Annotated in this window: 26 protein-coding genes; 16 read left to right on the forward strand and 10 right to left on the reverse strand. The window is 45.6% G+C overall.

Annotated features, from left to right (window positions below):
• Positions 1–15: 15 nt before the first annotated feature.
• From K0H59_RS04365 to K0H59_RS04375, 3 genes are all read right to left on the reverse strand, one after another.
• Positions 16–2,247, reverse strand: coding sequence for an EAL domain-containing protein (locus K0H59_RS04365; RefSeq protein WP_088210981.1), 2,232 nt, complete (start codon positions 2,245–2,247; stop codon positions 16–18).
• A gap of 141 nt (positions 2,248–2,388) precedes the next feature.
• Positions 2,389–3,228: a TIGR03899 family protein gene (locus K0H59_RS04370; RefSeq protein ID WP_220055552.1), complete on the reverse strand. Its 840-nt coding sequence runs from the start codon at positions 3,226–3,228 to the stop codon at positions 2,389–2,391.
• Between the two features lie 125 nt (positions 3,229–3,353).
• Positions 3,354–4,559 (reverse strand): MFS transporter, encoded by a 1,206-nt coding sequence (locus K0H59_RS04375; protein WP_220054770.1) that lies wholly within the window; start codon positions 4,557–4,559, stop codon positions 3,354–3,356.
• A gap of 442 nt (positions 4,560–5,001) precedes the next feature.
• Here K0H59_RS04375 and hemG point away from each other — a divergent pair, with 442 nt between their 5' ends.
• The 3 genes from hemG to K0H59_RS04390 all read left to right on the forward strand — a co-directional run bounded on the left by hemG (position 5,002) and on the right by K0H59_RS04390 (position 7,364).
• Positions 5,002–5,523, forward strand: coding sequence for a menaquinone-dependent protoporphyrinogen IX dehydrogenase (gene hemG / locus K0H59_RS04380; protein ID WP_011716010.1), 522 nt, complete (start codon positions 5,002–5,004; stop codon positions 5,521–5,523).
• Positions 5,524–5,564: 41 nt separating this feature from the next.
• Positions 5,565–6,092, forward strand: a complete 528-nt coding sequence (locus tag K0H59_RS04385; RefSeq protein ID WP_088210978.1) for a cytochrome b/b6 domain-containing protein — start codon at positions 5,565–5,567, stop codon at positions 6,090–6,092.
• A 264-nt stretch (positions 6,093–6,356) separates the two neighbouring features.
• On the forward strand, positions 6,357–7,364 hold the full coding sequence (locus tag K0H59_RS04390) for a DUF4382 domain-containing protein (RefSeq protein WP_088210977.1): 1,008 nt from the start codon (positions 6,357–6,359) through the stop codon (positions 7,362–7,364).
• 124 nt (positions 7,365–7,488) lie between these two features.
• On the opposite strand, the gene K0H59_RS04395 is transcribed toward K0H59_RS04390, so the two are convergent.
• From K0H59_RS04395 to nfsB, 3 genes are all read right to left on the reverse strand, one after another.
• A complete protein-coding gene (locus K0H59_RS04395; RefSeq protein ID WP_088210976.1) occupies positions 7,489–8,241 on the reverse strand; it encodes a thiol:disulfide interchange protein DsbA/DsbL in 753 nt (250 codons plus the stop codon).
• A gap of 253 nt (positions 8,242–8,494) precedes the next feature.
• Positions 8,495–9,139, reverse strand: coding sequence for a DNA-J related domain-containing protein (locus K0H59_RS04400; RefSeq protein WP_088210975.1), 645 nt, complete (start codon positions 9,137–9,139; stop codon positions 8,495–8,497).
• A 308-nt stretch (positions 9,140–9,447) separates the two neighbouring features.
• Positions 9,448–10,101 (reverse strand): oxygen-insensitive NAD(P)H nitroreductase, encoded by a 654-nt coding sequence (gene nfsB / locus K0H59_RS04405; RefSeq protein ID WP_088210974.1) that lies wholly within the window; start codon positions 10,099–10,101, stop codon positions 9,448–9,450.
• A 358-nt stretch (positions 10,102–10,459) separates the two neighbouring features.
• On the opposite strand from nfsB, the gene K0H59_RS04410 reads away from it, so the two are divergent.
• From K0H59_RS04410 to K0H59_RS04445, 8 genes are all read left to right on the forward strand, one after another.
• Positions 10,460–11,470 (forward strand): sugar-binding protein, encoded by a 1,011-nt coding sequence (locus K0H59_RS04410; protein ID WP_088210973.1) that lies wholly within the window; start codon positions 10,460–10,462, stop codon positions 11,468–11,470.
• Between the two features lie 622 nt (positions 11,471–12,092).
• On the forward strand, positions 12,093–12,455 hold the full coding sequence (locus K0H59_RS04415) for a hypothetical protein (protein ID WP_220054771.1): 363 nt from the start codon (positions 12,093–12,095) through the stop codon (positions 12,453–12,455).
• Positions 12,456–12,553: 98 nt separating this feature from the next.
• The gene (locus K0H59_RS04420; protein WP_220054772.1) at positions 12,554–13,018 is read left to right on the forward strand and encodes a DUF2947 family protein; all 465 of its coding nucleotides are present in this window, start codon (positions 12,554–12,556) and stop codon (positions 13,016–13,018) included.
• 136 nt (positions 13,019–13,154) lie between these two features.
• Positions 13,155–13,487 (forward strand): hypothetical protein, encoded by a 333-nt coding sequence (locus tag K0H59_RS04425; protein WP_220054773.1) that lies wholly within the window; start codon positions 13,155–13,157, stop codon positions 13,485–13,487.
• An 88-nt stretch (positions 13,488–13,575) separates the two neighbouring features.
• Positions 13,576–14,931 carry a hypothetical protein gene (locus K0H59_RS04430; protein ID WP_220054774.1) on the forward strand — a complete coding sequence of 452 codons (1,356 nt, stop codon included), beginning with the start codon at positions 13,576–13,578 and terminating at the stop codon, positions 14,929–14,931.
• Complete coding sequence (locus K0H59_RS04435) at positions 14,880–15,437, forward strand: DUF4209 domain-containing protein (RefSeq protein ID WP_220054775.1); 558 nt, start codon at positions 14,880–14,882, stop codon at positions 15,435–15,437. The genes K0H59_RS04430 and K0H59_RS04435 overlap by 52 nt, the downstream gene beginning before the upstream one ends.
• Before the next feature lie 93 nt (positions 15,438–15,530).
• A complete protein-coding gene (locus tag K0H59_RS04440; RefSeq protein WP_220054776.1) occupies positions 15,531–16,175 on the forward strand; it encodes a hypothetical protein in 645 nt (214 codons plus the stop codon).
• A 124-nt stretch (positions 16,176–16,299) separates the two neighbouring features.
• The gene (locus tag K0H59_RS04445) at positions 16,300–16,791 is read left to right on the forward strand and encodes a hypothetical protein (RefSeq protein WP_220054777.1); all 492 of its coding nucleotides are present in this window, start codon (positions 16,300–16,302) and stop codon (positions 16,789–16,791) included.
• A 442-nt stretch (positions 16,792–17,233) separates the two neighbouring features.
• Here the strand turns inward: K0H59_RS04445 and K0H59_RS04455 are convergent, their stop codons facing one another.
• Genes K0H59_RS04455 through K0H59_RS04465 form a run of 3 tightly spaced genes read right to left on the reverse strand, consistent with a single transcriptional unit; the run spans position 17,234 to position 19,372 of the window.
• Entirely contained in the window at positions 17,234–17,959 is a 726-nt protein-coding gene (locus tag K0H59_RS04455) for an amino acid ABC transporter ATP-binding protein (protein WP_011625361.1), read from the reverse strand.
• Positions 17,952–18,632 (reverse strand): amino acid ABC transporter permease, encoded by a 681-nt coding sequence (locus K0H59_RS04460; protein ID WP_011625362.1) that lies wholly within the window; start codon positions 18,630–18,632, stop codon positions 17,952–17,954. Before K0H59_RS04460 ends, K0H59_RS04455 begins: the two co-directional genes overlap by 8 nt.
• Positions 18,633–18,637: 5 nt before the next feature.
• Entirely contained in the window at positions 18,638–19,372 is a 735-nt protein-coding gene (locus tag K0H59_RS04465) for a basic amino acid ABC transporter substrate-binding protein (RefSeq protein WP_220054778.1), read from the reverse strand.
• A 374-nt stretch (positions 19,373–19,746) separates the two neighbouring features.
• Between K0H59_RS04465 and K0H59_RS04470 the strand changes: the two genes are divergently transcribed.
• The gene (locus K0H59_RS04470; RefSeq protein ID WP_220054779.1) at positions 19,747–20,571 is read left to right on the forward strand and encodes a hypothetical protein; all 825 of its coding nucleotides are present in this window, start codon (positions 19,747–19,749) and stop codon (positions 20,569–20,571) included.
• A 4-nt stretch (positions 20,572–20,575) separates the two neighbouring features.
• On the opposite strand, the gene K0H59_RS04475 is transcribed toward K0H59_RS04470, so the two are convergent.
• Positions 20,576–21,466, reverse strand: coding sequence for a LysR family transcriptional regulator (locus K0H59_RS04475; RefSeq protein WP_220054780.1), 891 nt, complete (start codon positions 21,464–21,466; stop codon positions 20,576–20,578).
• A gap of 121 nt (positions 21,467–21,587) precedes the next feature.
• Here K0H59_RS04475 and K0H59_RS04480 point away from each other — a divergent pair, with 121 nt between their 5' ends.
• The 4 genes from K0H59_RS04480 to K0H59_RS04495 all read left to right on the forward strand — a co-directional run bounded on the left by K0H59_RS04480 (position 21,588) and on the right by K0H59_RS04495 (position 25,117).
• Positions 21,588–22,022, forward strand: a complete 435-nt coding sequence (locus K0H59_RS04480; RefSeq protein ID WP_011716020.1) for a CidA/LrgA family protein — start codon at positions 21,588–21,590, stop codon at positions 22,020–22,022.
• Positions 22,022–22,756, forward strand: a complete 735-nt coding sequence (locus tag K0H59_RS04485) for an LrgB family protein (RefSeq protein WP_011716021.1) — start codon at positions 22,022–22,024, stop codon at positions 22,754–22,756. Before K0H59_RS04480 ends, K0H59_RS04485 begins: the two co-directional genes overlap by 1 nt.
• A gap of 183 nt (positions 22,757–22,939) precedes the next feature.
• Positions 22,940–23,416, forward strand: coding sequence for a GNAT family N-acetyltransferase (locus K0H59_RS04490; RefSeq protein WP_220054781.1), 477 nt, complete (start codon positions 22,940–22,942; stop codon positions 23,414–23,416).
• 225 nt (positions 23,417–23,641) lie between these two features.
• Positions 23,642–25,117: a carbon starvation protein A gene (locus K0H59_RS04495; RefSeq protein WP_011716023.1), complete on the forward strand. Its 1,476-nt coding sequence runs from the start codon at positions 23,642–23,644 to the stop codon at positions 25,115–25,117.
• Positions 25,118–25,348 lie beyond the last annotated feature (231 nt).

Here is a 25,348-nt window from a genome sequence, read left to right on the forward strand (position 1 = left end):
CGCGTTTCAATATCATCACAGAATGCTTTTTTGATAATTGGCGAGCCACACTAATAACTCTTGGAGCGGCATAGGTTTAGCGTAAAAATAGCCTTGGGCATCATGGCAGCCGCGATCCTTAAGCCAGCGGGCTTGCTCGCGGGTTTCAACGCCTTCGGCAATCACATTCATCTTGAAGCGTTCACCCAGCAGGATAATGCTGTCGACAATCGCTGCGGCGCCATCGTCGGTGGTGATATTATCGATAAAGGATTTATCAATCTTAATCCTGTCAAAGGTCAGCTTGCTAAGGTAGGCAAGGGAAGAAAACCCAGTACCAAAGTCATCGATCGCGACCTTGATATTCATATTGCGCAGGGCTTTGAGTTGTTTATTTATCACCTCAAAATTCTGCATGGCAATGGATTCTGTGACTTCAATTTCGATATGTTTGCTGGCAATCTGCGCGGCCTCAATATGGCTATGCAGTTGATTAACGATTTTTTCCTGCTCAAATTGCATTGCGGAGAGGTTAACGCCAATACGTAAGTTTTGATAACCCGCCTCGGCGAGAGCATGCATGGCTTGGCATGATTGCACAAACAGTTGTTCCCCCAGCTGAGTGATTAGCCCCGTCGCTTCGGCGATGGGGATAAAACGTAGGGGCGGCACTTTATCACCATTGGGTAAAGTCCAGCGCGCCAGCGCTTCGACCCCAACGACTTCTCCCGTTTGTAACGAGACCTGTGGCTGCAGAGCAATATGAATATCCCCTTGGGTAATGCCTAACTGTAGTGCTTGAAGTAATTCAAAATGTGACGTCACATCATCGTTGTTGGGTTGATAGGTCACATGCTGACGAATGCCCAGACTCTTGGCCTTTTTGAGCGCCATATTCAGTTGAGTGATGGCGGCGACCGCATCCCCTTCGGCGAGCTCTAGAGGGAGAGTCACAGTGCTGATATTGACGGTAATACAGGAGGTACCCTGTTGATAGGGGGCGACAAACAGCTGCTCAATCAGTGCGGCGGTGACTAAGTGCTTCGGGCCTAAAATGGCAAACTTATCATCCTTTAAGCGGCTGACGAGCACGCTCGCATCGAACTGTTCCCTCAGGCTATTGGCAACATGTTTGAGCATATTATTGCCATGCTCAGAGCCAAACACATGGTTAAAGTCTGAAAACTTATCAATATCAATGAGTAATAGATTAAATTTATCGCGAACATCCTCCTTTAAAATGCCATCGAGTGTCCGAATGAGTACATTGCGATTCGGGATCTTGAGTAAAGGATCTTCGAAGGCGATTTTATCCAACTGACTCATCAAGGAGACGCTGTGCAAGCCGCCGCAAATATTCATGCTAAAGACGCGAATTAGCTCGGTTTCGGTCGCATCTAAGAGTCGCCCCGTGGCGAGGTAAACCGCATAGTCATTGCCAGCCAGTTCGCCGGGGAAGAACAGACAAGTGTATTGTGGCTCGATGCGTGATTGTTTACTGCTGAGCGATAATTCGAGTTGGATGCGAATATGTTGCTGCTCGAGCTGTTGTAAGGCTTTGCCGTAGTAAGACTCAAATTCCCCCGAGGCACCAATGATCTGATGTATATGACCAAACTCGCTGAGATCATTAATGGCTTTGACACAGACAATCCCGCCTGAAGGCAAATTCAGCAGTATGGCCAGTTGCTGTAGCATCTTGCTCGAGAGTTCTTTGATATTGCGCGAGGTATAGAGGGCGCCGCTGGACTCGGCGATTAATTGCAGCCCGCGTTTTGCGTTGGCGATATTGCTGATCTGTTGATAGGAGCGCAGGTTGGTGGTCAATATGGTTTGTAGGCGATCGGCGGAGAGTTCCGACTTAGTCCAATAATCGTTGATATCATAGTCACGCATCACGTTAAAAACCGGTGCCATACCGGGTTGTCCGGTGAGCAGAATAATGCGAATTTTCTCGTTGCCTAGCACTTCTCGAATGCCGCGAACTAATCTCAGCCCTGCGTCTTCGGTCTCCATCACCACATCGACTAAGGCAATGGCAAAATCGTCTTCATTGGCGACGATTTGGCAGGCTTCTGCGTAGCTAAATGCTTGGGTTAATTCTATTTTTGAGCCAAGAATGGTCAGGGTAGACAGTGCAAATGCGGTAGAGCGTTGGAAGTTAATATCGTCATCAACGGTGAGTATTTTGACAGCTTTTGCAGCCTTTACCGCTGTGCTTGCTATGGGCTCATCTAAAAAAACAATTTCTTGCGATTGACTAACCATATTCTCTTTCCTTGAGATGCCTAAGCATCCTTATTAACTCAGCCTAGAAGTGAGCAATTTTTATACTCAAAGTATTTGCGACAGCTAGGCTTTATTCAAGAAAATATTTTTGTGGTCAGATATATAAGTCTTTTTAAGCAATTACTCGATTTTGAAATCCTTAGAAAACAGCGCCTGTAATGCCTTAAGGTATTCTTGATCCTGTTTGGGCAATACGAGCTGCGCCAGTTCATCGCCAATCGGCGTCAATCGATAGTAGCTAAACAGCAAGTTTCCGCTCTTGGGGGTGAGCTTCATTTGGATGCCGGGCATGCTCAGTTGGATGGGGGTTTTACTGTTGAGTAACCCGGTTTCAAATTCACTGCTGTGGAGGATCCCAGCATCGACTAAGGTAAGAATGCTGGAGTAGGGCAAACCGAATTGGGATAAGCCAAGAGTGACAGTGCTATTTTTGCGAAAATACTGCCCGAGTCCGCCAGTGAGTCGATAGCCGCTGATCAGTTTTAAGCGCTGCTCATTATTGACCTTGGCCGCCATACCGAGGGCCTTTTCGAGGATTTGCGCTTCTCTGTGGGTAAGTTGTTTGAGTAGCGCTAAGGTGCGCAGGCTAAAGTTACCCGGGTTGACGATTTCACTCGAGAGAATACGGGCCCACAGATCCTGCATTTTACGGTTGTGGATTTGCTCCGCCATCAGGAAGAATTGATGACTCCAGTCGGGGTCGAGATCGACACCCGTAACATCCGATGGCGTGTAGCTCAAGGCGAGGGCGAAAATGGTTTCGACATTGGCTTGATATTGGCTGGCGAGTTTACGCTCCCTATGCTGTGCGCGTTCGGCAATAGAGGCATTGGCGGGGCGATATTCCTGCTCACTGGCGAGCCCGAGTTGGCGCCCAAGGAGTAGGGCTTTTTTACGGGCCGAGACCTCGGCTGCGGGAGCTGCTTCATCCGCAAGCATTAAAATATCTGAATCCTTCATGCCTTTATCCTGTGGCTTAATCACTGTTGATACGCGGGATACTAGCTTATCCCGCGTGACCAGCTTAGTCGATTGCAATCCTTAAGTCTCTGCGCTGGATTGCTTTTATTGCGCAGCCTACCGTTTTAACTGTCGAGACTCGGTTTATCAATGCTTTTAGCTGGCCATGCCCAGTAGATTTCATTTCCGGGGGATGGGTGGCGCGGCACATTGAGAGCCAATACGAGTGAGCACACCGCAAAGCCTGCACCTATATAGAAGACGAGGGCAGGATCGCTTAGCCAGAGCAGACCTAAGAGCACGGGGATAACGACCGCGGCAATATGGTTAATGGTAAAGCTGACCGACATAGTGGCGGCAATATCTTTGCTGTCGGCAATCTTTTGGAAATAGGTTTTCATGGCTATCGCCATCGCAAACAGTAAATGGTCAATCACATAGAGCGCGGCGGCCATATGGGGTTGTTCGACAAGGGCATAGCTGACAAACACAAAAAACAGCCCAATGTATTCCACTGTGAGGGCATTACGTTCACCAATACGGCCGATAAAGCGGCCAATTGCTGGGGCGAAAAGCAGGTTAACCACATAATTGATAAGGAACAGGGCGGTGATTTCGCTAACGCTGTAGCCGAATTTCTCGACCATCATAAAGCCTGCAAACACCATAAAAATCTGCCGACGGGCGCCGGAGAAGAAGGTCAGTAAGTAATACAGCCAGTAGCGTTTACGCAGGATGACTTTTTTATGTTGTACTTCATGGGTATCGAACTGGGGGTAATACAGGCTCATGCTGATGACCATCAGTAAACCTAATACACCAATAATCAAGTACATATGCCAGTAGTCTAGCTTCAGCCAAGTCATGACTAGCCAAATACTGCCATAACCGACTAAGGCCGCCGCCGAGCGCCATGCGAGGGCTTTACCCATAAACGCCGCAGTGTCTTGTTTATCGACCCATTGCAGAGTGAGGGATTGGTTAATGGTTTCAAAATAATGAAACCCAACTGACATCAGAATTGTGGTCAGATATAACCCCAACACCTGTGGGAAAAAGCCAGTAATCGCCACACCAATACAGAGAAGGGCTAACGACAGTAGAGCGAAGGCTTGCTCGCGCACTAACAGCAAAACAAAAATAGCAGTAAAGGCTAAGAATCCGGGGATTTCCCGCAGGCTTTGCAGCATACCGATTTCGGCGCCGGTAAATTGCGCTTTTTCAATCACGAAGTTATTGAGCAAGGCTTGCCAGACGGCGAAGACCAGCGACATAACAAAGGTCATCCACAGCAGTAATGCCTTTGGATTTGGGGTTTGAGTTGCGTTCATGGATGGGGTACTCAGGCGATAAGTGAACAAATGCTAATGCTTTTACCTGTTATTAGCCACTCGAGAGCCGTAGTACTCATTCCTGATTTTGTAACATTTTGATCCCAAGGTAGTGGATATTTGTTTTTGTGAGCAAGCTAGAATTACCGTATATCTAGGGCACATTTGGCGCTAAGCCCGTGATCTATTTCATGTAAATTGATGACTAAATCACCTAGTATGCAATATCGTAATAGGCAGTTTGCTTTTTGCGTGATAAACCTAAACGGCTTCTTATTTGACTGGTGAGCCATAAAGCACCCCTCTGGTGCTTAATAAGCGCAGTGGTTGATTGGGTCATCGAGGCTGAATCTATTCGTTTGTTTAGGTCAACATAAAGCCGCCGTCTTTGTCTTTTTTTTGGCCGCTTTTTCTTATTTTTGTTGAGATAATCGAGGCTTAAGTGAAAAAAATTCTGATCATCTTCTCTAGTGTTCATGGTCAAACTCGTAAAATCACCAATCAATTGGCGCAGCAACTCAAAGAGTTAGGCAACTCAGTGGTGATTGCGGATATTAAGGCCGTCCCTGCGATGGAATCCTTCGATAAGATCATTATTGGCGCCAGCATTCGTCACGGGAAACATAACCCCGCGCTGTATGAGTTTATTCAGAAGCATCAACAGATCCTCACGCAAAAGGTGAGTGGCTTTTTCTCCGTCAGTTTAGTCGCGCGTAAGCCAGAGAAAAATACCCCTGAAACCAATCCCTATATGCAGGCATTTTTAAGTAAAACGACGTGGCGTCCTAAGCTGTTACAGGTATTTGGCGGTAACTTAAATTACCAAGGCTATAACGCCTTAGATAGAAATATCATCCGCTTTATCATGTGGTTAACTAAGGGGCCTACGGATCCTGTCACTAATGTTGAATACACTGACTGGCAAAAAGTGAATGATTTTGGCCAACAGATCCATCAAGCCTAAATGGGCGAATGGGATAAGTCTGCCGCAAAGGTAACGCAACTATGTCAGAAAAATTAACGCAGGCACTCGGTTTTTTGTTGGCACGTTTGCACGTTTGGATTGTGCTGTCTTCTGCTTTACTCGTCTGTACTAGCCCGTGGATCTTTATCGGCAGAAGCCTGCGTGCTAATGCCAGTATCTGGGATTATCTGCATGTTTATCTTGGATTAATCTGTGCCGCACTCGGGATCTTATTTTTACTGCGCAATACCCTCCAAGGGAAATGGCATCAGTATTTTGCCTGGTTAGTGGGAGATTGGGGGCAATTAGCGCAGGATATTAAAGGACTGTTTAAGGGCAAACTGCCGGTCGCGGGTGGTAAGGGCTTGTTCTGTACTGTGGAAGGCATAGGCATGTTGCTGCTGGTGGCTACTGGCGTGACTGGCGCGATATGGTTTATTTATCAAGGCACCCCGCTCGCGATGACTTGGCGTGGTTATCATCAAGTCTGTGCCGATTTTTTTATTGGTTTTTTAGTCGTTCACTTGGTATTGGCAGCAACACATATTATTGAATTTATTCGCCAATAGCATTTTACTCTGTCAGGTTCGCTCAAGATTTTGGCCTATTTGTGTGCCTCCTCCCACTATAGGTTTACCTCATTCTCGGTTGAGCGAGTTTTCACCGTTCAGCGTACGTTCATCGACAAGCTGCACACTCAGCCCTAGACTTATCTCTACATGCCTACCTAGCCGTTTGAGCCGATGTTTTCATGCTTTGGCTTTACTGAATTGTGCTCAAAGATTGAGGTAGGCGATGTTGAGAATTTTTTGGAAAACTAATGAAGGTATCCTATGAATATTCAAAAAAGTGCTCTAGCGATAGCGTTGACGGGTTTACTGTTTGGTTGCGGCGGCTCTGATTCGGGCGAGCCCGCAACTCAAATGGCGACCTTTAGCCTAGGGGTTTCAGACAACCCCGCCGATGCAAAATCGGTCACTATCGCATTTAGGCAGGTCGTGCTGAAGAACGACACGGGTAGCTACTCATTTAATGTCACTCCAAATGGTGAGCTCAAGTTTGTCGATCTATTAGAGTTTCAAGGCAGTGCGGTAGAAACGCTGGTGAGTGGTCAATCCATCCCAGTCGGTGAATACCAAATGTGCCTGTATATGAAAAACAGCACTGTGGCCAATAGCGAAAGCTCACACGTACAAACCTTCGATGACACTCTTTATGGGCTAACGACCAACAGCAATGGCTCATGCGGTGGAGTGGGGGCTGATGAAAGTGACACTGGCCGATTGTTTTTTAATAAAAAATTCACCATTGCGGCGGGTGTAAACAGCTTTGTTGCCGAGTTTGATTTAAGCAAAGGTTTGCAAGATCCCCATGGCAACAAGGATTACTGGACGCTAAAACCGACTTCAGTGCAATTATTTAATCAGTCCGAAGTGGGTGCGATTAAAGGCACTGTGGGCGCGACCGTGATGGAAGGCTGTGAAGTCGCCGCAGGTGGCTCTGAGTTCTCGCCAGCGGTTTATTTGTATCCTGCCAATACCACGCTTGAGCAGATGAAGGATTTTAGAACCGAAGCCGACACGGCGACTGAAATCGCGCCGATCGCTGCCGCTCGGGTGAATGATGCCACAGATACAAACGGCCAAGTCGTCGGCCACGATTATGAATTTGGTTTTGTGGTCGCGGGTGATTACAGCTTAGGCTATACCTGCTTAGCGCAAAATGATGATCCGGATGTGAGTAACAATCCCGATGATGTGGAAGCGCCTTTCTTTATCCATGCCGCAGAAACTGGTGTGACAGTTACCGCTAATGGCGTTGCCGAGCGTAACTTTCCGTAGGCCTAATGTCCCATAGGCGTAACTTTCCGTAGGAGTCATGCCCTGTAGAGTTAGTTCGCGAATCAAACACAATAAAAAACCAGCAGAGATGCTGGTTTTTTATTGGTAATTCGTCAGTCGAGTGTTAGCTCAAACGCTTTTGACGGCCAAGAGCAATCGCTGCGGCAAAGGCTAAAAATAACCAGTTTAGGCTACCGCCAGAACTCTTAGGTGCTTGAGCATCTTTCTCGACTGCTAGGTAGTTAATCAGGCCAATTAATTCATCTAAGGTTCTGATGCTACTTAAGTTAACCGCATATTTATCATTCACGATAAAGGCTGGAACGCTTTCTACGCGGAATTGGTTCTGCTGGGCACGCCATAGGGCAAGCTTCTCATCTGTACTCTTGCTGTCGGCCAGTTTGTCATATTTGGCTGCATCGATACCAAACTTAGCGAAGACTTGTTTAATGTCGTCACGGCTATTGATTTGTGGCTCGTGCTTATGGCCTGGCGCACTGTGGTCGTGGCCATTTGCGCCTGCTTCGCCTTGGATGGCGGCGAACATCGCATGGGTTAATGCATCTTTATTGTCTAACTCTTGGATCACTGCCAGCGAGCGCATCACTTCGGTGCCAATGTCGCTATTCATAAAGTCGACATGCTTAGTATCAAATGCAATGCCTTTGTTTAGGTTCGCTTTGATATCGGGCAGATAGTTGGTTTCCATGTTGAAGCAGTTATGGCAATAGAAGGAGAAAAACTCGGTGAGTTTTGGCTCGCTGCTCGGCGCTTTGTCAGAGATTTGAGTGTAATGAGTACCTTCAACATAATTCGCGGCAAAGGCGCTAAATGGTGCAACGATTAAGGCGACAGCCAAGGCTAATGGTTTGATCATAGTTCCCTCAAAGTCGGTTAGCGTGAATTCATCGTATCGCTTGAGATGCGCAATTAACTCAATTGGCGAGATGACTTCAAACTGAAAAATACGCTGGGCTTGTAGCCGCGTGAATATGGTTTTAGGTTAGATGGCAAGGCTTAATTATCGCTGAATTAGGCGGCGGATATCGGACTAAATCTGTGATCCCGCGGGAGTTTCACCGTGAGAATTGCAGGACTGCAAAGGGGATCACAGTTATAAAAGGGAAAACTTAAGCAATATCCCGCAGGGATTGCCAAGCCTCACAGACCTCACGGAAACGCGCGGCGTCGCCTTCGGGTCTATCGGGATGCCATTTCAGCGCTAAACGGCGCCACTGTTTACGGATATCTCTTGGGGTTGCGCTTTCATCTAACTCGAATACCCTCAACGCATGGCCCTTGTGCATCAAATTCACATTCAAGCCAATATAGCTCTTATAACTGCTCCAGAAGGCTTCTAATAATTCGCGCACCACGTTTTCACTGGTGTCATAGTTATTCCAGTCAAGATAGTATTCCCGCAGGGAAGTATCTTCCATTATCAATAGGTTAACGTTGGAAGGTACGAGACGGAAAATTTGGATCTCCATGGCTTTGACTTGCAGCCATTGCTTTGGCATCAGGATCTCTTGCAGTTCAAACAGGGCATTCATCAGTAAAAAATTGCGTTTAAACAAATCATTACCTGGGTTTTCATCTAACGGATGGATTAGCCCGCGATTTTGCAGTTCGGTGGCGAGATGATGGATTTTCCAGCTTTGATTAGTGGCTTGTAACACGGATAACACGGGCCAGATTAACGGGTTATCGCCCTTAGTGGTCGAGAGCGTTGCCGATTGAGCTTCTGCACTGAGTGAAGGTTTAGCGAGTAGCATACTGACTGTCCCATCCTAAGTTGTTATCAAGCGAGTGTGGTTAAAAGTAACTCTGTACTATCTATAAGATTTTAAATGTTTTTATCTTATTGTGATGCGAGTCGTTACTGAGCTTGGAATACACTATGCCATAGAGGAAAAGTGTAGGCAAAGAAGGATTCTAGAGCAATTTACCCCAAGGTCACTCCGCCTTTGGTTGGTTTTAACTGCGGTTATGGTAGCTGGCTGATGCTGGAGAGCTGGCGATAAAAATGCCCTTGTTTGCAATACAAACAAGGGCATATACAAATTCGCTCAAGGGGCGAGGTTTAGATCTCGGTAAAGATAACCTCTTGCGCTAAACGTGACTTAGGTAACTTAGCGTTAAAATCTTCTTCGGAGCGATAACCTAGAGCGACCACTACAGAGGCGCACAGGCCTTTTTCGCGCAGGCCTAAGACTTGATTGAGTTTAGCCGCATCGAAACCTTCGATAGGACAGGCATCGATATCGAGCACACTTGCGCCCAACATCAGGGTACCCAGTGCTAAATACACTTGCTTCTCCATCCAGTGCTGGGCGTCTTTTAGCTCATATTTGTGCATATTGGCGAAGAAAGAGCGGCCATTATGTTGACCTTGCTTGGCTTCTTCACTGGCAAAGCGGCCATCTTTGGCTTCTTGCTCTAGCACTTGCAGCAAATGGGCTTCATCGAGTTGTGTGCGTGTACACAGCACGACTACATGGGAAGCGTTGAGAATTTTTTGAGTATTGAAGGCGTAGTTTTCGGTCGCTTGTGCGATCAAGGCTTTGCCTTCCGCCGTGCCAGCTAACACAAAGTGCCAAGGCTGTGAGTTGGTCGATGATGGGCTAAACTGCAGTAAGGTCTTGATTTCGGCGATCTTGTCGGCAGGAATCGTCTTGGTTGGATCAAAGGCCTTAGTGGTGTAACGCTTTTTAGCTAGAAAACTTAAATCACTCATGTAACGGCTCCAAATCATCTAGGAATACAAATTCAACCTCAGCATTTTAAGCAGGTTTGGACAAAAAACAATGTGATCAAAACAGCTATCAGTTTCAAAATATTTTTGAAATTAATAGCCGTTTTACGCAATGAATGCTTATAGGCTTTGGTGAATTGCAGTGAATAGCAAGAATCATCTATTGGCGTTATGACTCGTCTAACAAATTGTTGAGTACTGTTTTGTTGTGGGCGAGATGAGCTAACTCAAAAATACTGAGTGAGATCAAAAGTCTTCCATAATACAGTTGCCACTTGTGTGGTTTAATCTATTCCTTTGCTACATTTTATTAAGTCGAGCTTACTGTTTAGGGGAATGTATGGCGAGATTATTGATGCTGCTGATTGCTTTTAGCCTATTACCGCTGTCATGTGGCTACGGAAAGGATCTTAAGTTTGCAGTTGTGCCTAAATTCTATAGTGTTTTCTTTGACCAAAGCAAAACGGGTTGTGTTGACGCCGCCGCACACATTAAAGGGGTTGAATGCATCTATCGAGGACCCGAATCAAGTAGTGTGAGATTGCAAGACCAAGTGATAAATCAGCTGATTGACGAAGGTGTGGATGGAATTGCCGTCGCGGTTACGCAATCTAAATATCTTGCCGAAAATAGTCTAAAGAGGGCAAAGGAAGCCGGTATCCCCGTTGTTACCTATGACTCAGACTTTGATGCTTCTATCGATGAAGATCCTAAGAGTTTACGTTTGGCTTATATCGGCACCGATAATTTTGCACTAGGTCAGTCGTTAGGGGAGGAGCTTAAAAAGTTACGACCCAATGGGGGAACCCTTATCATGCAATCGGGCCGGCCCGATTCTCCGAATCTGAATTTAAGGCTAATGGGCGTTCGCTCTGCGTTATCAGGCAAAACTTACAATACCCCTCCAGGTGAATTGCTCAATAACGATTTGGGCTGGACTGAAGTGCGGGAGCCTTTGTTTAATTTTGACCAACTTAGTCAAGCGGTTAAGCAAATGGAGTCCGTGATGAAAGGTAAGCCAGTGAAGGCCGACTCCTTCGTTGCCGTAGGCGGTTGGGCGCAAAATGATGTAGCTCTCTACCGTGAAATGATGGCTCCCTATCAAGATAAAATCGATAACAAGGACATCGTCATTATTATTACCGATACCTCTCCAGAACAATTAACCATGTTGAAAGACCGCCTTGCCCATATCAACATTGGTCAAAGTCCCTATGAAATGGGAAGGCAGGCCATTTTGACCTTATATAAAATTGTCACCAAACAACAATACGACGACATTATCTACACGCCTGTGACCTTCTGCACTCAACAGAACTATGAGACCTGCGAGAAACCTGCGGGAATGTAATGCCCTCTAGCCTAGTTCTAGGAACAGTTTTAGAGTGTGCAGCCTCAAAGAAGTCACAAACAGATGTTTGCACAGTCTTTTATATCCATCTTTTATATCGATACGTCGGTGATAAAAGATCATTGGTAATCTGTTGCTGTATTAATTTGAAATTGCACTATCAATATTTGAACGTGAAAGTGGATCAGACTTGCCTAGTCTTGTTAAATTCGACCCATTTTCAATTTTCGTTCGCTTCTGGCGAACGCGCTTTTGCCCCATTCTTTGTTTGGGCTCGTTAGCTCAATCGAAAATTCCTACTCCTGTTGGCTTACAAATTCTTATCTATCTGCCTATGTTTGGCCTTACCAGAAATCGGCTAACAATGTATGGGTATACAGTCGTATTTAAATTTAGGTGTTTTGGTATGATTTTAAGACAAAATCAGTGCGCACTAATTCCATGCGCAATAAATAAAACGCTATAAAATCAATTGACTATAGAGGATGAGTTTTAGTTAATAGGTTTGGAAAACGCGCATGCGCGTTTTTCCAGATGGTGTATTTGGCAGAAAGTTGATAAGTTCTTTGCATACAGATAGTTAACCGTGCGCGTTTTCACTGGTCCAACGAGGTAAACGCGCATGCGCACTAATAAAATGTTAGGCATACAAATACCTGCAGGCATCGCAATGATCTGGATAGAAATAGAGGCCCAAATATCAGATTACAAGGTCAGAACCTATCGTGGCCTAGCAGATGAACAGAAAATTGAGCAACTCCTGAGTGGTAACGATCAAGGCTTTCTCCAGCTTAACGAGTGCTATTGGTACAACGACGCAGATGATCAGGCCGACGATGGAAAAACCTTAGGCACATATCAACAACTCGGAACCAAAGAATTTTCAAATTTCACAGGCTCAATCTGCATACGTTGCTCAACAATTATCAACGTATCCTTTTTGAAAGGTGGCTTTAGCAATGAGCCAATCATCAGAGGCGTCTAGAGCCATGCCTAACAAACGGTTCAAGTCGTTCGCTTCGCTCACTCGGGACCGGCTAAAGCCGGCCCCTTAACCAAACGTTATGTTTCAAGAGGTATCGAGTGAAAAAGGAAATTGAAGGTGTGTTTTATAACGATCCCGAGATGCCTCAGACTGATCTAAATAAAATCAATATTCTAAGCAAAGAATCCACCTCTGAGAAATGGACAGAATACGTTAGTGTGGCCCATCGCCACTTTATGGAAATGGAAGAAGAGGAGTGGCCTTCGAAAATCGTAGCAGGGAATAATGCTTGGTATTATTGGCTTGAAGACTGGAACAAAAATAATTTAAATCCCTTCACATTCCGTTTACTTGGCCTGGGTATTCCGATAAATAGCGCTTTGTATGTGTTTTGGATGAAGGAAGTAGGCATAAGAACAGAATGGGGCGTGTTCTGTAACAATTGGGTAAATTTCCTTTACGAAGACGAAGGTTGTATTTTGGTTTTACCTGAGCACGAACTAGCGTTAGTTCTAACTAATGGTTCAGCTTGGTTAGGTAAGCGCAGTATCGCAAAAACATAACAAAGCGTAGCAACTCGCGCACTTCGTGCGCTGGACAGTTTGTAAGTCGCAGTTTTGTGGTTTTGCTGCGCAAAAATAACCCACAAAACTACAACTTACAAACTGCCGTTGTACGCGGCGTTATGTGTAATCGGCCATGAATACTGAAGCCATACAAATAGAATTAGATAAATTAGATAGTCGTCAAAAGTCGGTTCTCTTACTGACTTATGGACACCAGTTAACCGTAATGGCGAGGGATGCATACGAATTTCAAGGTCCAGGTGTAAATAAGCCTCGTCTATTACGGGATGCTAACGAGATACTGCATAGAGTATTCCAGGCACTAAGAGAGCTTGAAACACAAGCTGACGAATTCTTTTCATTGCAGGGCATTGCTCATTGGATTTCCTGTGACGAAAAAGAAGGTGACATCGTCTACGCAAGTAAACAGGCCTTTTCTAGGGCGCTCCAAAAATGCAACACATAACAAACAAAGGCAGCATCGCCCTGCGGGCTGGACGCGCTAACGCGCGCCGCTGCTTTGGGCGTTAGGCATTAAATAGGCTTGGAACATCATGGAACGTTACCCAGAAAATACAAATATTTCATTGGATGACTTTAATGCTTGTGGTTGGCGCGAGGCATTGGAAGAAGCACGTCGAGAAGACTATTCATCCATGTGGCAACAGCTATCGTCGAGAGCTCGGAAGGCAACAGAAGAAGGTAATTTAGAAGCAGGGAAAGTCCTTTGGTTACTTGCAGATGCCTGCTCAATGATGTTGAAGCCTAATAGTTTGAACGAGCCGTTTGCACCTTTTATGGTTATGGATGGAAAACGTTCGGCACTTCCGGAAGATTTTAAGAATGAAGACATCGAATTCTTTTCACAAATCATACCTTTGATTGATGAGCCGAAATTATGTGCAAGAATTTCAGATATAGCGTGGTTGCTATTAAAGCCGAAGAATCCTCAGCATGCACTATCTGCGATAGATAATTATAGAAGTATTGAAATCGGTACCGAAAGTTGGATTCGAGATGGTCGGGAATGTTGGGATAGAGCTATACAGCTATGTCTAATGCTTCGGGCTGGCGCCGGCGAAAGGATAAAAGAGATAGAGTCAAAAATAGTTGAGGCGCTGAAAGAATCTTCGCCGGAAGATGGATATTTGGCTAATTGGCTAGCTGATTTACTTTCAAAGCACCACTTGGGCGTTAAAGATAAGAAGGGTATTGCTGAAAAACTTGAGGCGCTTGCTACTTACTTTGAAGACTCTGGCGATCTTCATAGGGCAAGAGATTATTTAGATGCAGCATCAGAATGGTATAAAAAATCAGAAGATGCACCACAATCAGCAGTAATGATTGTTAGAAATGCAGAGTGTTGGGTTAAGGAGGCAATCGCTAGACAGGCTGGTGATAATCCTAGCAACATGGTTGCCGCGAGTTTTTATGAAAGCGCGATACATAAATACAGAACTATTCCGAGATCTCTACGCGAACAGCACAATGTTGAAGAAAGGATCGTTGAACTCAGGGGACTAATGAATGAGGCAGGAGAAAACTCACTTAATGAAATGTGCCAGATTACATCTGGGCCAATAGATATCAGCGAACTAATTGAAAACTCAGTGAAAGCAGTAAAGGGAAAAGAATTATCGGAAGCGCTATTGCAGTTTGCAAACATCTACAGTGGGGCACGAGCTGACAAAATACGAAGCTTCTCTGAAGAAATGGTAAGGAATCACCCATTACAGTCACTGTTTGCAGCTACTCATATGTCATCTGACGGCAGAGTTGTTGCAAAAAAACTGCTGCTGATCTTGGGGGAGAGAATCAAGAATCAGTCATCTGGCCCGAAATGGTTAAGCACTACTCTATGGAACTCAGCTTGGTGGTGCAGGGTGATATCTGGCCAGCTCTTGAAGTAATTAGGCAAGAGCACAGATTGAAGGAGGCGGATTTTTATTCGGTTGTAAAAAGGTCTCCGGTAGTGCCGCCAGATAGAATTCGGCTTGTGACAAAAGCTCTTTTTCAAGGCTTCGATGGTGATTTTATTAGTGCCTTGCATTTGCTTATTCCCCAGATTGAAAACTTAGTTAGATATCACCTAAAACAACATGGGGAAAAGACAACCAATATAGATATTAATGGAATAGAGAACGAAAACGGTCTTAGTACACTAATGGATAATCCAAAGGTAGAAGAAATCTTTGGAAAAGATCTTTCGTTCGAATTAAAAGCAATATTTTGTGATCCTTTCGGACCTAATCTACGAAATGAATTGGCGCACGGTCTTATCGGGTATGAGGAAAGCCAAAATGTATATTCAATCTATGCTTGGTGGCTTGCTTTTCGTCTTGTATTTAACACCTTTTGGAATGCAAATCGTGCCAACCAACAAGAAAACGAAGGTCAGGCAGAAGATAATGCCTAACAAACGCATGCACTCGGACAGCCAAAAGCGTCGCTCCTTCGTCGCGCCGATTTTGGCCTCCGGTGATGCGAAGCGTTATACGGCAACGAAACTATGAAACACGGAGTCAAATTAATAGTTATGGGAATACTTTCGTTATTTGGCTCGAAAGCAAGTGCAGCGGTTGAAGCTGATTTTTGGAAATGGTTTCAAAAGAATGAAGATATGATCTTTAACTTCGAAAGAGATACAGAAAACACTTTTGATAAACTATCTGCAGCACTTTCTAAAGTTGATCCCGAACTTACTTTTGAATTTAGCCCTATTCGAGAGAATGGTAAAAGGGAGTTTGTAATAAGCGCTGGAGGTATAAAAAATTCATTCCCTTCAGTTGAATTGCTATTTAACTCAGCACCTGAATTGAAAAAATGGATAATCATAAAATTTCGGCCTCGAAGATCGCCCCTTAATGATCTTAACTTTGGTGGTGTTTCAATAAAATCTGAAGACGTTTATTACAACTTATATAAAGATGAAGATAAGTTGGGCATTGTTTTGTTTTTTGATAACTACAACGAAAAAGAACACACGACTTATGGCAACTTAGGTTATTTGTTCCTAGATGAAGCTCTTGGTGAGTATGACGTTGAAACTAAGTTGGGCTTTGTTGAGTTTCATAACAAAACGTCAGAGTATTTTGATGGAGCTAAACCAATAAAAAACTTATCAAAACAAGTAGATGAGTATTATGGGAATTAGTGGAAAATGCCGTATAACAAGTTGCTTAATTTCGTTCCGGCCACAAGTAGCGTGGCCTCCACTGGACTGCCTACGCTTCGCTGCGGCAGCCAATTAGCAAGGCGTTAGGGCTATCGAAATATAATTGGTTAGGAAGCAATATGTTAAAAAAGATCAAGTACTGGAAATCCTAGAGAAACATGGTTTTGAGTTAGGAAATACGAGTAATTTTGGAGACCAATATTATCTAGCTTTTGATAATGGCTGGAAAGTCTCTGCGTATTGTTCTTTTGATGGTAACCCATTTGCCGGAGCGGTAAACAAAGAGGTTTATGAGAATGTAACAATATGTCTTGCTGATATGGTTGGTACAAATTTCGAGTGTACGTCTACCGACTCGCTTGAAAACAATATGGTTAAAATTCTAAAACGTCTTAAAGAAAACTCAGACGATGATGAGATATTAAAGTGTCCGAAATGCAAAACTAGGTATGTGCAAATAAAAACGCCAATTAGAGGGCAAAAGTGGAAGCCGTTTTTGTCATGCTCTGGAATGAACATTAAAGGTCGAGGGGCTAATAAAGGTGTCCTATGTGATGGAACATCAAAAAAAATTCCTGCTTTAGTCAAACTATAGCCCTAACAAACTGTTCAAGAGGGATTCGCAACGCGTGGCATTTTCATTATGCGTTGGTTTTAGTGTTTAAGGTGGTATGCGATGGCATCGGTATTGCGTTGCTCACCCCTTAACAGGGCGTTAGCCATAGAAATTTTTATCCGAAACAGACGCGTTTGAGTTAAGGCTTTGGCACGAAAATGTCCCAAAACGAGTCACATATCTTCTTTAAAACAACCAGACTACACCGATGTTAAACAGGAGAGTCATGGTGATTAGTGAGACGACCGTCCGCCCCAAGGATGGGGCGGTCGAGCATCCACGGATGGACTTGCTGCGAGTCGTCGAGTGAATGCCATGACTCATCCATCAATCAGAGCCAGCTTTTAAGTGTCTCAAAGCATGCTGCGTATCAACGAGCAAATACTATTGTTCAACTTTTTCAATGTTGTATAAGTCTTAATTAACGCAGCACCTTACTTAAAAAGCTTTGGGTTCTGGCCTCTTTGGGGCGGGTGAATAATTCCTCGGGGATATTGGACTCCACCACATAGCCGCCATCCATAAAGATGACTCTGTCGGAAACATCGCGTGCAAAGCCCATTTCGTGGGTGACAATCACCATGGTCATGCCTTTTTGCGCTAAGTCCTTCATCACATCCAGTACATCGCCGACCATTTCGGGGTCGAGTGCCGAGGTAGGCTCATCGAATAGCATCAGATCCGGCTCCATAGCTAGTGCACGGGCAATGGCAACCCGTTGTTTTTGTCCGCCCGAGAGACTCGAAGGATAGGCATTGGCTTTATCCTGCAAACCCACTTGAGTGAGCAGCGCCAGCGCCTTGTTATCGGCTTCGGCTTGGGTCATTAACTTTAGGCTCACAGGCGCTAAGGTAATGTTTTGCAATACGGTTTTATGGGGGAACAGGTTGAAGTTTTGGAACACCATGCCCACTTTTTGCCGCAATTTATCGACACAGGCATCCTTGGCGGTAATGGATTGCCCTTCGATTTCAATATCCCCTTGGGTGGGTTTTTCTAACAGATTGATGCAACGTAGAAAGGTGCTTTTACCGCTGCCGCTGGGGCCAATAACACTCACCACTTCGCCTTGGCGAATATGTTCGTTGATGCCCTTAAGGACCGCATTATCGCCGTAACTTTTGTGTAGGTTGGTTATGTTAATCACTTTGCTTCAACCTCTTTTCGAATTTCGACAGCATAAATGTGAAGCTGTAGGTCAGGAACAGGTAAATCAGTGCACAGGTAAAGAGTGGGATACTGTCTTCAAAGGTACGGCTACGGATAATCTCGCCCGCCCGCATCAAATCTACGCCGCCAATAAAGCCAATTACGGCGGTTTCTTTGAGTAGCACGATAAACTCATTGCCTAACGCGGGCAGAATATTCTTAATCGCCTGCGGCAGAATAATCAGCTTCATGGTCATCGCCTGCGACAGGCCGAGCGAGCGAGCCGCTTCGGTTTGACCTTTATCGACGGCTTGGATCCCTGCGCGAATAATCTCAGAGATATACGCGCCGCTATTTAAACCAAAGGCGATAATGGCGGCGGTAATTTTATCGACATCGAGCGCTGCCAGCACGATGAAGTAAAGGATCACTAACTGCACCACCACAGGTGTGCCGCGGATGACGCCAACATAGAGTTCAGCGGGGAAGCGGATATACCACTTAGATGACATCTTCATCAGTGTGGTACCCACGCCTAATACTGCGCCTAATAACATGGCGAAGAAGGTCACAATCAAGGTGACTTTTAAGCCATTTAAAATCAGCAGTATGCCTATCATGCCGTCGTCGCCAATCGGGCTAAACAACGAAGTATTGATTGCTTCTAACATAGGGATCACTTGATATGGGCTGAAACGAGTGCCTGATATTGGCCGCTTGCTTTCAAGTTTTTCAGCGTGTTGTTAATGCTAGTGAGGAGTTCGGGTTGCTGCTTTGACACCGCAAAACCATAAAACTCAGGGGGGAAATCCAGCTTGATCAGTTTGAGTTCGGGGTTTTTCGCCAGATAGTTCGCCGCAGGTTCGCTATCGAATAGCACTAAGTCGACTTTGCCATTCTTCAGCTCCATGATGGCTTCAAAACCTGTATTAAAAGCCGTGACATTTTGGGTGTATTTTTTAGACATCATATCGGCGGTTGAACCGAGCTGCACCGCAAAGTGTTTGTCTTTGATGTCATCAAGGGTATGAATTGTGTCGTTATCTTTATTCACGAGCAGCACTTGAGTCGCCTCATAGTAGGGCTCCGAAAAGTTAACGCTGGCCTGCCGCTCAGGGGTGATGGTCATGCCCGAGGCAATAAAATCAATCTTGCCTGAGTTTAGCGCAACGATCAGTGAATCGAATTTCATATTTTCGACTTTAAGCGTCTTGCCGGCATCTTTAGCGATTTGCTTGGCAAGCTCAATGTCGAAGCCTTTGATTTCGTCGCCACTTTGTCCGCCTACGTATTCAAAGGGCGGGAAGGCCGCATTGGTTCCAACCACTAAAACATCGTTGCTTTTCCCACATCCAGCTAACAACAAGGTGGCAGTCAGCGCTAGGCCGCCTAATAACATGGATTTTTTCATTTAAGACTCTCTTTTGAATGACTCGCAATGTGGCGACTATAGGGATATGCAGCATAAGTGTCAATAATTATGCTGTAAATCTGATTAAAAATTCAATTTAAGAAGTGGGTGATTTACAAGGGAAAGCTTATGACTACAGGCTTAGGCTGGGTTGATATCAATACGTTTTTAAAGCGTTAGTGAATTGTTTAGGATGACCGTGGATAGCAATTTAGCTGTGTAAACTTGTGCACAAGACGGCAATTTTTATTCATTTTTTAGGCGGCGATGAAATTTTATGAGCTATTTCCAACAAAAATCGTAAAAACTTCATTAAATTATGCGCGTTAATCTAATCTTAATGCAGGAACAAATAGCAATTTATGGAGCGAAATGTGAGATACCTAACTCTAGCACCTGCGGCACTCCTTTTAGGCTTAGTAACTTCAGTCAGTGCAGAAGAATCTACCCAGTGGCATTACACCATGGGGATACACGATTTTATTGTGGAACAGGAAAGTTCACACACCTTTGGCTTTAACGGCAATATCATGATTGAACATACCACGGCATCGGATATTTACCTGTCCGCCATGCTGGATATGTTTATCGACATCGATACCGACGATCTCGACCCTGACCATATTCCCGTGTGGTTTAAGTCGGACTATGTGGCTTCGGGTGAGTTCTACCATATCGACCCTCGCTTCTTCTTCGGTTGGCAGGTCGACTTGCAGGGTAAACGTAACACTGTGAGTTCTATCGAAAAGCAAGCCAAGTTATTCCCTGGATTAACCGCCAATTATCAAGGCCAGGAATCGCAGGCGCAGGTAAAGGCGGGCGCGGGCTATTACTATTTAGAAATCGATGACGATGTGCCTCGTACCCGTGGTTACGATCGGGGTGACTTTGGCAATGGCACGTTTGCTTACACCTTAATGGGCAGTTTTGGTTTTGATATCACGCCTAAGTTAAAGATGAATTTTGCCGCGCAAAACTGGAATGACGGCGACAAATGGCTCGAAAATCAATATCGCTTCAGCATGAGTTACGATACGGATTATTGGGAGAAGGGCAGTCAGTGGCTACTGTATGTGGAGCATACCGAATACAACCTAGACCACTATGCCAAGGAGAGTGTGCACTCACCTAACTACTTGCCCATTCTGCCTTGGGATAACGACACCTTAGTGCGCTTTAGCTTAGTCGTGCCTTGGTAGTGAACTACTTTTGGGTTAAGTGTTTCTCCACTAACGCAATCATCGCCTGTGCCGCAAAGGACAATACCTGTTCTTTGCGCCAAAACAGTGATAACTCCCAGCGCAGTTCATCACTCGCCAATGGAATATTCACCACCCCCGACACACTGTAACGCCGCGCGATAGAGCGCGGCAGTATCATTACACCAGTTCCCGCTGCCACCAGAGCGATCCCAAAGTCGGCTTGACTGACTCGAGTGATGTTTTTAGGAGTAAATCCGGCGTGCTGGCAAGCGGTTAACACCAGTTGATACAAGGTATACTCTGTCTCAAACATTACTTGCGGCTCGTCGACTAAGTCGTGGATCGACAGCATTGGCCGCGAGGTGAGGGGATTCTCCTTGGGCAGCACTACCACCATGGGATCGTTAAACACCCGAATGCCGTGGTAACCATCGTCGAGGTTGATAATCCCGGTTGCCAGTTCGATTTCACCCTTTTGAATCGCTAAGGTTTGCTCGACGCCGCCGCGCACCAGCAGATGCATATCAATTTGCGGATATTGCTGGCGATACTTGGCAATGATAGGAGCAAAAATCTCAGCACTGCCGAGCGGCGCGAGACCGAGTTTTAATTCGCCAGCGGTTAAACTGCGCTGGGCAGTGAGTTCGGCTAGCATGCGTTGTCGGCCAGCGAGTAACTCCTTGCCATGGCGATAGACCACTTCTCCCGCTTGGGTGAGTTTGACCTGAGTGCCACGTTTGCCGCGCTCGAGTAGCACGAGATCGAGTTCTTCCTCTAATTGGCGCAGCGCCTTAGAAAGGGCGGGTTGGGTGAGGTGAACTTTTTCGCTGGCCTTACCAAAACCGCCAGCATCGATGATCTCGATAAAATAACGCAGCACTTTAAGATCCATTATCTTCCCTATAATACATTCTTAAAATTTATGGATTACATTCTTAATATTCATTTTTTTTATCAAATAGGCAAGCCTAAAATAATCCCATAGCAACTTTTAGTGTAAATCGAGAAACCGCATGTCTTTCCTACAAGCCGCAATACGTCGATGCCGTCATGGGGCTTTATTGTTAACTCAAATTGGCCTCTTCTGTTTATTGTCTTTCGCCTGCCATTGGTTAGCCACTTGGGCGCATTTACCTGTGCCTGGTAGTGTGCTGGGTCTAGGTATCTTACTGATTTTACTTGCGACTAAGTTAATCCCTGAAAACGCTGTGCAGCTTGGTGCCGCTTGGTTGATTGGTGAGTTGCTGCTGTTTTTTATTCCGCCAGTGATCTCTGTGATCAAGTACGAAGGCCTGTTTGAGCAATATGGGGTGAATATTCTCTTCACCTTAGTCATGGGCAGTGTGTGCGTGATGGTGGGCACAGGATTTGTGGTCGACCGAGTATTTCGTTTCGAGCGTCAACTCAATATCAAAAAGCATGCACGCCGTCATGCTAAGGCCGCCTAATGTCGAGCCTTAACTTAAGCCCAGCGGCTATTTCTGAGTTACTGTTTTCGCAGACGGGACTGGCGCTTATCAGCTTGTTATTAACGCTATTCTGTTACTTTGCGGCTAAGCGTTTATACAGGCTCCACCGTGTGTGGTGGTTGGCGCCGATTGTGCTCGCGCCTGTGGTGATCACGCTCTTGGTGTTTAATCTCGATATTCCACTGCCGACTTATTTTGAATACACCCATTGGTTAATGGCGATGTTAGCGCCGGCGACGATCGCATTTGCTTTACCGATTTATCGGGAGCGTAAACTTATTCGCCAATATCCGTTGACCATTGCCCTAGGGGTGATAGCGGGACTGTTGCTGGGCATGATCTCCAGCTGGCTGTTAGTGAAATTTGTGCCGCTGCCGGTGGAGCTATCTAAGAGCTTGTTGGTGCGTTCGGTATCCACGCCCTTTGCGATGGAGGCGACAAGCGCCTTTGGCGGAGTGCCAGAATTGACTGCCATGATGGTGCTCATCACTGGCATTATCGGCATGTTAGTGTGCGAGCCGCTGTTCAAGCTGATGCACATTCGTACGTCTTTAGGTAAAGGCGTGGCATTGGGTGCTTCGGCCCACGGTGCGGGCGCTGCTAAAGCCAGTGAGTTAGGCCAGCAAGAGGGGGTTATTGCCAGTTTAACCATGATTTTTATCGGGATTGCCATGGTGCTGGGCGCGCCTGTATTTGCGGTTATTTTCAGTTAGTGTTCGAGAGTGATGTGCTGAGTTTGCGTTAATCCTCTCCACCTTATTGCGATTTTGTTTGTTTAAGCGATGTTGTTTTGCCTCTTAGGGCGCTAACCTCTGCTGGGTTATGCGCCCATTTTTTTAGCTGGCGGCGAATATCGAAATCTAGTGACACTCAATTAAATCGAATAGGGATATAGGATGGACAAGCAAACACGGGTATCGAATGTGACATTGAGACCCATAGGACAAGACGATCTGGAGTTGATCTTCACCCACCAGCAGGATCCGATAGCTTCCCAATTGGCACAATTTCCCTCGCGGGAACGTGAGGCGTTTTACCTTCATTGGCAGCAAAATATCCTCGGGCAGGCATCGGTGCTAGCACGGGGGATAGAAGTCGATGGCTTGCTCGTTGGCAATATTGGCCATTGGCATATGGATGGTCAGGCGATGATTGGCTACTGGATTGACCGTGCATTTTGGGGACGTGGGGTAGCAACGCTAACCTTAAGCGCGTTTTTGCCTCTAGTGACCTCAAGGCCGCTCTTTGCCCATGTGGCTCAGCATAATGTGGCGTCTCAGCGAGTGTTGCTGCGCCATGGATTTGTAAAGACGGACAGGCTAATTCAAGAAGAGGATGATGCGGCGCCCTTGTTTGAGTTTGTACTGGCCTGATGCTAAACAGTCACGCTAGCCAATAGTTTAAAACGCTTTTCCTGTGGCTTTGGTTTATTTTTAGGAGAACATTATTTAAGAAATCTATTTAGATATACGTGTTTTATCGTAAATTTAGATTTATCAACCCGACTTTAGTCTAGTACGTGATGGCTTGACCTCATTGGCTAACTCAATGAAACTCTCCATTTAATCACCTCCTACTAAAGTATGGATAATTAAATAATGTTTATTTTCTTCTTATGTCTTGCGCTCTTAGTGCTGGCATACAAGTTTTATAGCCCATTTGTTGAGCGCCAAGCTGGGATCGATCCTAAAGCGCAAACACCCCAAGCAAGATTCGAAGATGGTGTGGACTATGTGCCCGTTCACCCAGCCAAAGCGTTTTTGATCCAATTCTTAAACGTTGCTGGAGTCGGGCCGATTTTTGGTCCTATCCTAGGGGCTTTATATGGCCCAGTGGCGTTACTCTGGATTGTGTTGGGTAACATTATTGGCGGCGCGGTACACGACTATTTCTCTGGCGTGTTAAGCATTAAAGAAGATGGTAAGAGCCTGCCAGAAATCGCCGGTCACTACTTTAATGTCTACTTTAAAGGCGTGATGCTGCTGTTTACTGCGATGTTACTGTTCTTCGTGGGCGTGGTGTTTATCATGAGCCCTGCGGGTCTGTTAAGTAACCTCGACTATTTTAAAGACACCATTTTTGGCAATAACACCTTCTGGGTGTTGGTGATTTTGGCTTATTACTTCTTAGCCACTATGCTGCCAATCGATAAGATCATCACTAAGCTATATCCCGCTTTTGGTCTGTTGATGATCGTTATGACCACCTCGATTGCGGTTGCTCTACTTATCAGCGCGCCACAGTTACCCGAAATGGGCGATGTGTTCGCTTACTTCAACCACAGCCATTACAACAATGAGTTGCTCGAGCCAAACCCAGACGGTTTACCGATTTGGCCATTGCTGTTCGTGACTATTACCTGTGGTGCTATCAGTGGTTTCCACTCGACTCAAGCACCTATCATGGCGCGCTGCCTGACCAACGAGAAATACGTTCGCCCCGTTTACTATGGCGCTATGGTGGCTGAAGGTGTTGTGGCTTGTGTGTGGGCGACTGCGGGTATTGCGGCCTTCCCAGGTGGTTATGTTGAGCTTAAGAGCTTACTCGACCAAGGTGGTCCAGGCCTAGTGGTTAACCAGGTGGCGACTAGTTATCTCGGTGTATTAGGCGGTGTGATGGCAATTATTGCGGTGGCGGTATTCCCGATTACCTCGGGTGATACTGCATTTAGATCGCTGCGTCTCACCATTATCGACGCCTTTAATATCCCACAGAGTATGCGTAACCGTTTACTGGTGGCGGCGCCCATCCTGACAATCGCTTACTTTATGACTAAGATCGACTTCTCCTTGATCTGGCGTTATTTCGCTTTCTCAAACATGCTGTTATCGACAAGCGTGCTGTGGTTGGCGACTAAGTACCTGTTCGATAGAGGCAGCTTCCATTGGATTGTGAGTTTGCCTGCGATTGCCGGAACCTGTGTGACCATCTCTTACATCATGACGGCGGGTATTGGTTTAGGTTTGCCTCAATCTCTGAGCCAACCCGTGGGGATTGCGGTCGGCGTGGTGTGTTTAGTGGCCTTGATTATTGCCCATAACAAACGCAAAACAGTGCTGGATACAAACTCTTAACCTCATTGGTTTTATGACTGCTAAGGGCTGCATTTTGCAGCCCTTTTTAATACTATTTTCATAAACTGGCGTCAGTATTGAATATTGTCACTGTGACATATTCCATTGCGTCGAAATTATGTTAGATTCTGGCGAACTGATGGAGATAGAGGTATGGTTATCACTGTCATCAACAGTTCTCCACAGGGCAGTCACTGCAATATTGTTTACTTTTGCAGAGAAGTGTCAGGA

This window comes from Shewanella sp. FJAT-51649, from assembly GCF_019457435.1.
Lineage (GTDB): Bacteria > Pseudomonadota > Gammaproteobacteria > Enterobacterales > Shewanellaceae > Shewanella > Shewanella mangrovisoli.

Coding starts and splice junctions, on each gene's coding strand:
- K0H59_RS04365 (WP_088210981.1), bottom strand. CDS start 2,247: ATGGTTAGTCAATCGCAAGAAATTGTTTTTTTAGATGAGCCCATAGCA.
- K0H59_RS04370 (WP_220055552.1), bottom strand. CDS start 3,228: ATGAAGGATTCAGATATTTTAATGCTTGCGGATGAAGCAGCTCCCGCA.
- K0H59_RS04375 (WP_220054770.1), bottom strand. CDS start 4,559: ATGAACGCAACTCAAACCCCAAATCCAAAGGCATTACTGCTGTGGATG.
- K0H59_RS04385 (WP_088210978.1), top strand. CDS start 5,565: ATGTCAGAAAAATTAACGCAGGCACTCGGTTTTTTGTTGGCACGTTTG.
- K0H59_RS04390 (WP_088210977.1), top strand. CDS start 6,357: ATGAATATTCAAAAAAGTGCTCTAGCGATAGCGTTGACGGGTTTACTG.
- K0H59_RS04395 (WP_088210976.1), bottom strand. CDS start 8,241: ATGATCAAACCATTAGCCTTGGCTGTCGCCTTAATCGTTGCACCATTT.
- K0H59_RS04400 (WP_088210975.1), bottom strand. CDS start 9,139: ATGCTACTCGCTAAACCTTCACTCAGTGCAGAAGCTCAATCGGCAACG.
- nfsB (WP_088210974.1), bottom strand. CDS start 10,101: ATGAGTGATTTAAGTTTTCTAGCTAAAAAGCGTTACACCACTAAGGCC.
- K0H59_RS04410 (WP_088210973.1), top strand. CDS start 10,460: ATGGCGAGATTATTGATGCTGCTGATTGCTTTTAGCCTATTACCGCTG.
- K0H59_RS04415 (WP_220054771.1), top strand. CDS start 12,093: ATGCGCACTAATAAAATGTTAGGCATACAAATACCTGCAGGCATCGCA.
- K0H59_RS04425 (WP_220054773.1), top strand. CDS start 13,155: ATGAATACTGAAGCCATACAAATAGAATTAGATAAATTAGATAGTCGT.
- K0H59_RS04430 (WP_220054774.1), top strand. CDS start 13,576: ATGGAACGTTACCCAGAAAATACAAATATTTCATTGGATGACTTTAAT.
- K0H59_RS04435 (WP_220054775.1), top strand. CDS start 14,880: ATGGAACTCAGCTTGGTGGTGCAGGGTGATATCTGGCCAGCTCTTGAA.
- K0H59_RS04440 (WP_220054776.1), top strand. CDS start 15,531: ATGAAACACGGAGTCAAATTAATAGTTATGGGAATACTTTCGTTATTT.
- K0H59_RS04460 (WP_011625362.1), bottom strand. CDS start 18,632: ATGTTAGAAGCAATCAATACTTCGTTGTTTAGCCCGATTGGCGACGAC.
- K0H59_RS04465 (WP_220054778.1), bottom strand. CDS start 19,372: ATGAAAAAATCCATGTTATTAGGCGGCCTAGCGCTGACTGCCACCTTG.
- K0H59_RS04475 (WP_220054780.1), bottom strand. CDS start 21,466: ATGGATCTTAAAGTGCTGCGTTATTTTATCGAGATCATCGATGCTGGC.
- K0H59_RS04480 (WP_011716020.1), top strand. CDS start 21,588: ATGTCTTTCCTACAAGCCGCAATACGTCGATGCCGTCATGGGGCTTTA.
- K0H59_RS04485 (WP_011716021.1), top strand. CDS start 22,022: ATGTCGAGCCTTAACTTAAGCCCAGCGGCTATTTCTGAGTTACTGTTT.
- K0H59_RS04490 (WP_220054781.1), top strand. CDS start 22,940: ATGGACAAGCAAACACGGGTATCGAATGTGACATTGAGACCCATAGGA.
- K0H59_RS04495 (WP_011716023.1), top strand. CDS start 23,642: ATGTTTATTTTCTTCTTATGTCTTGCGCTCTTAGTGCTGGCATACAAG.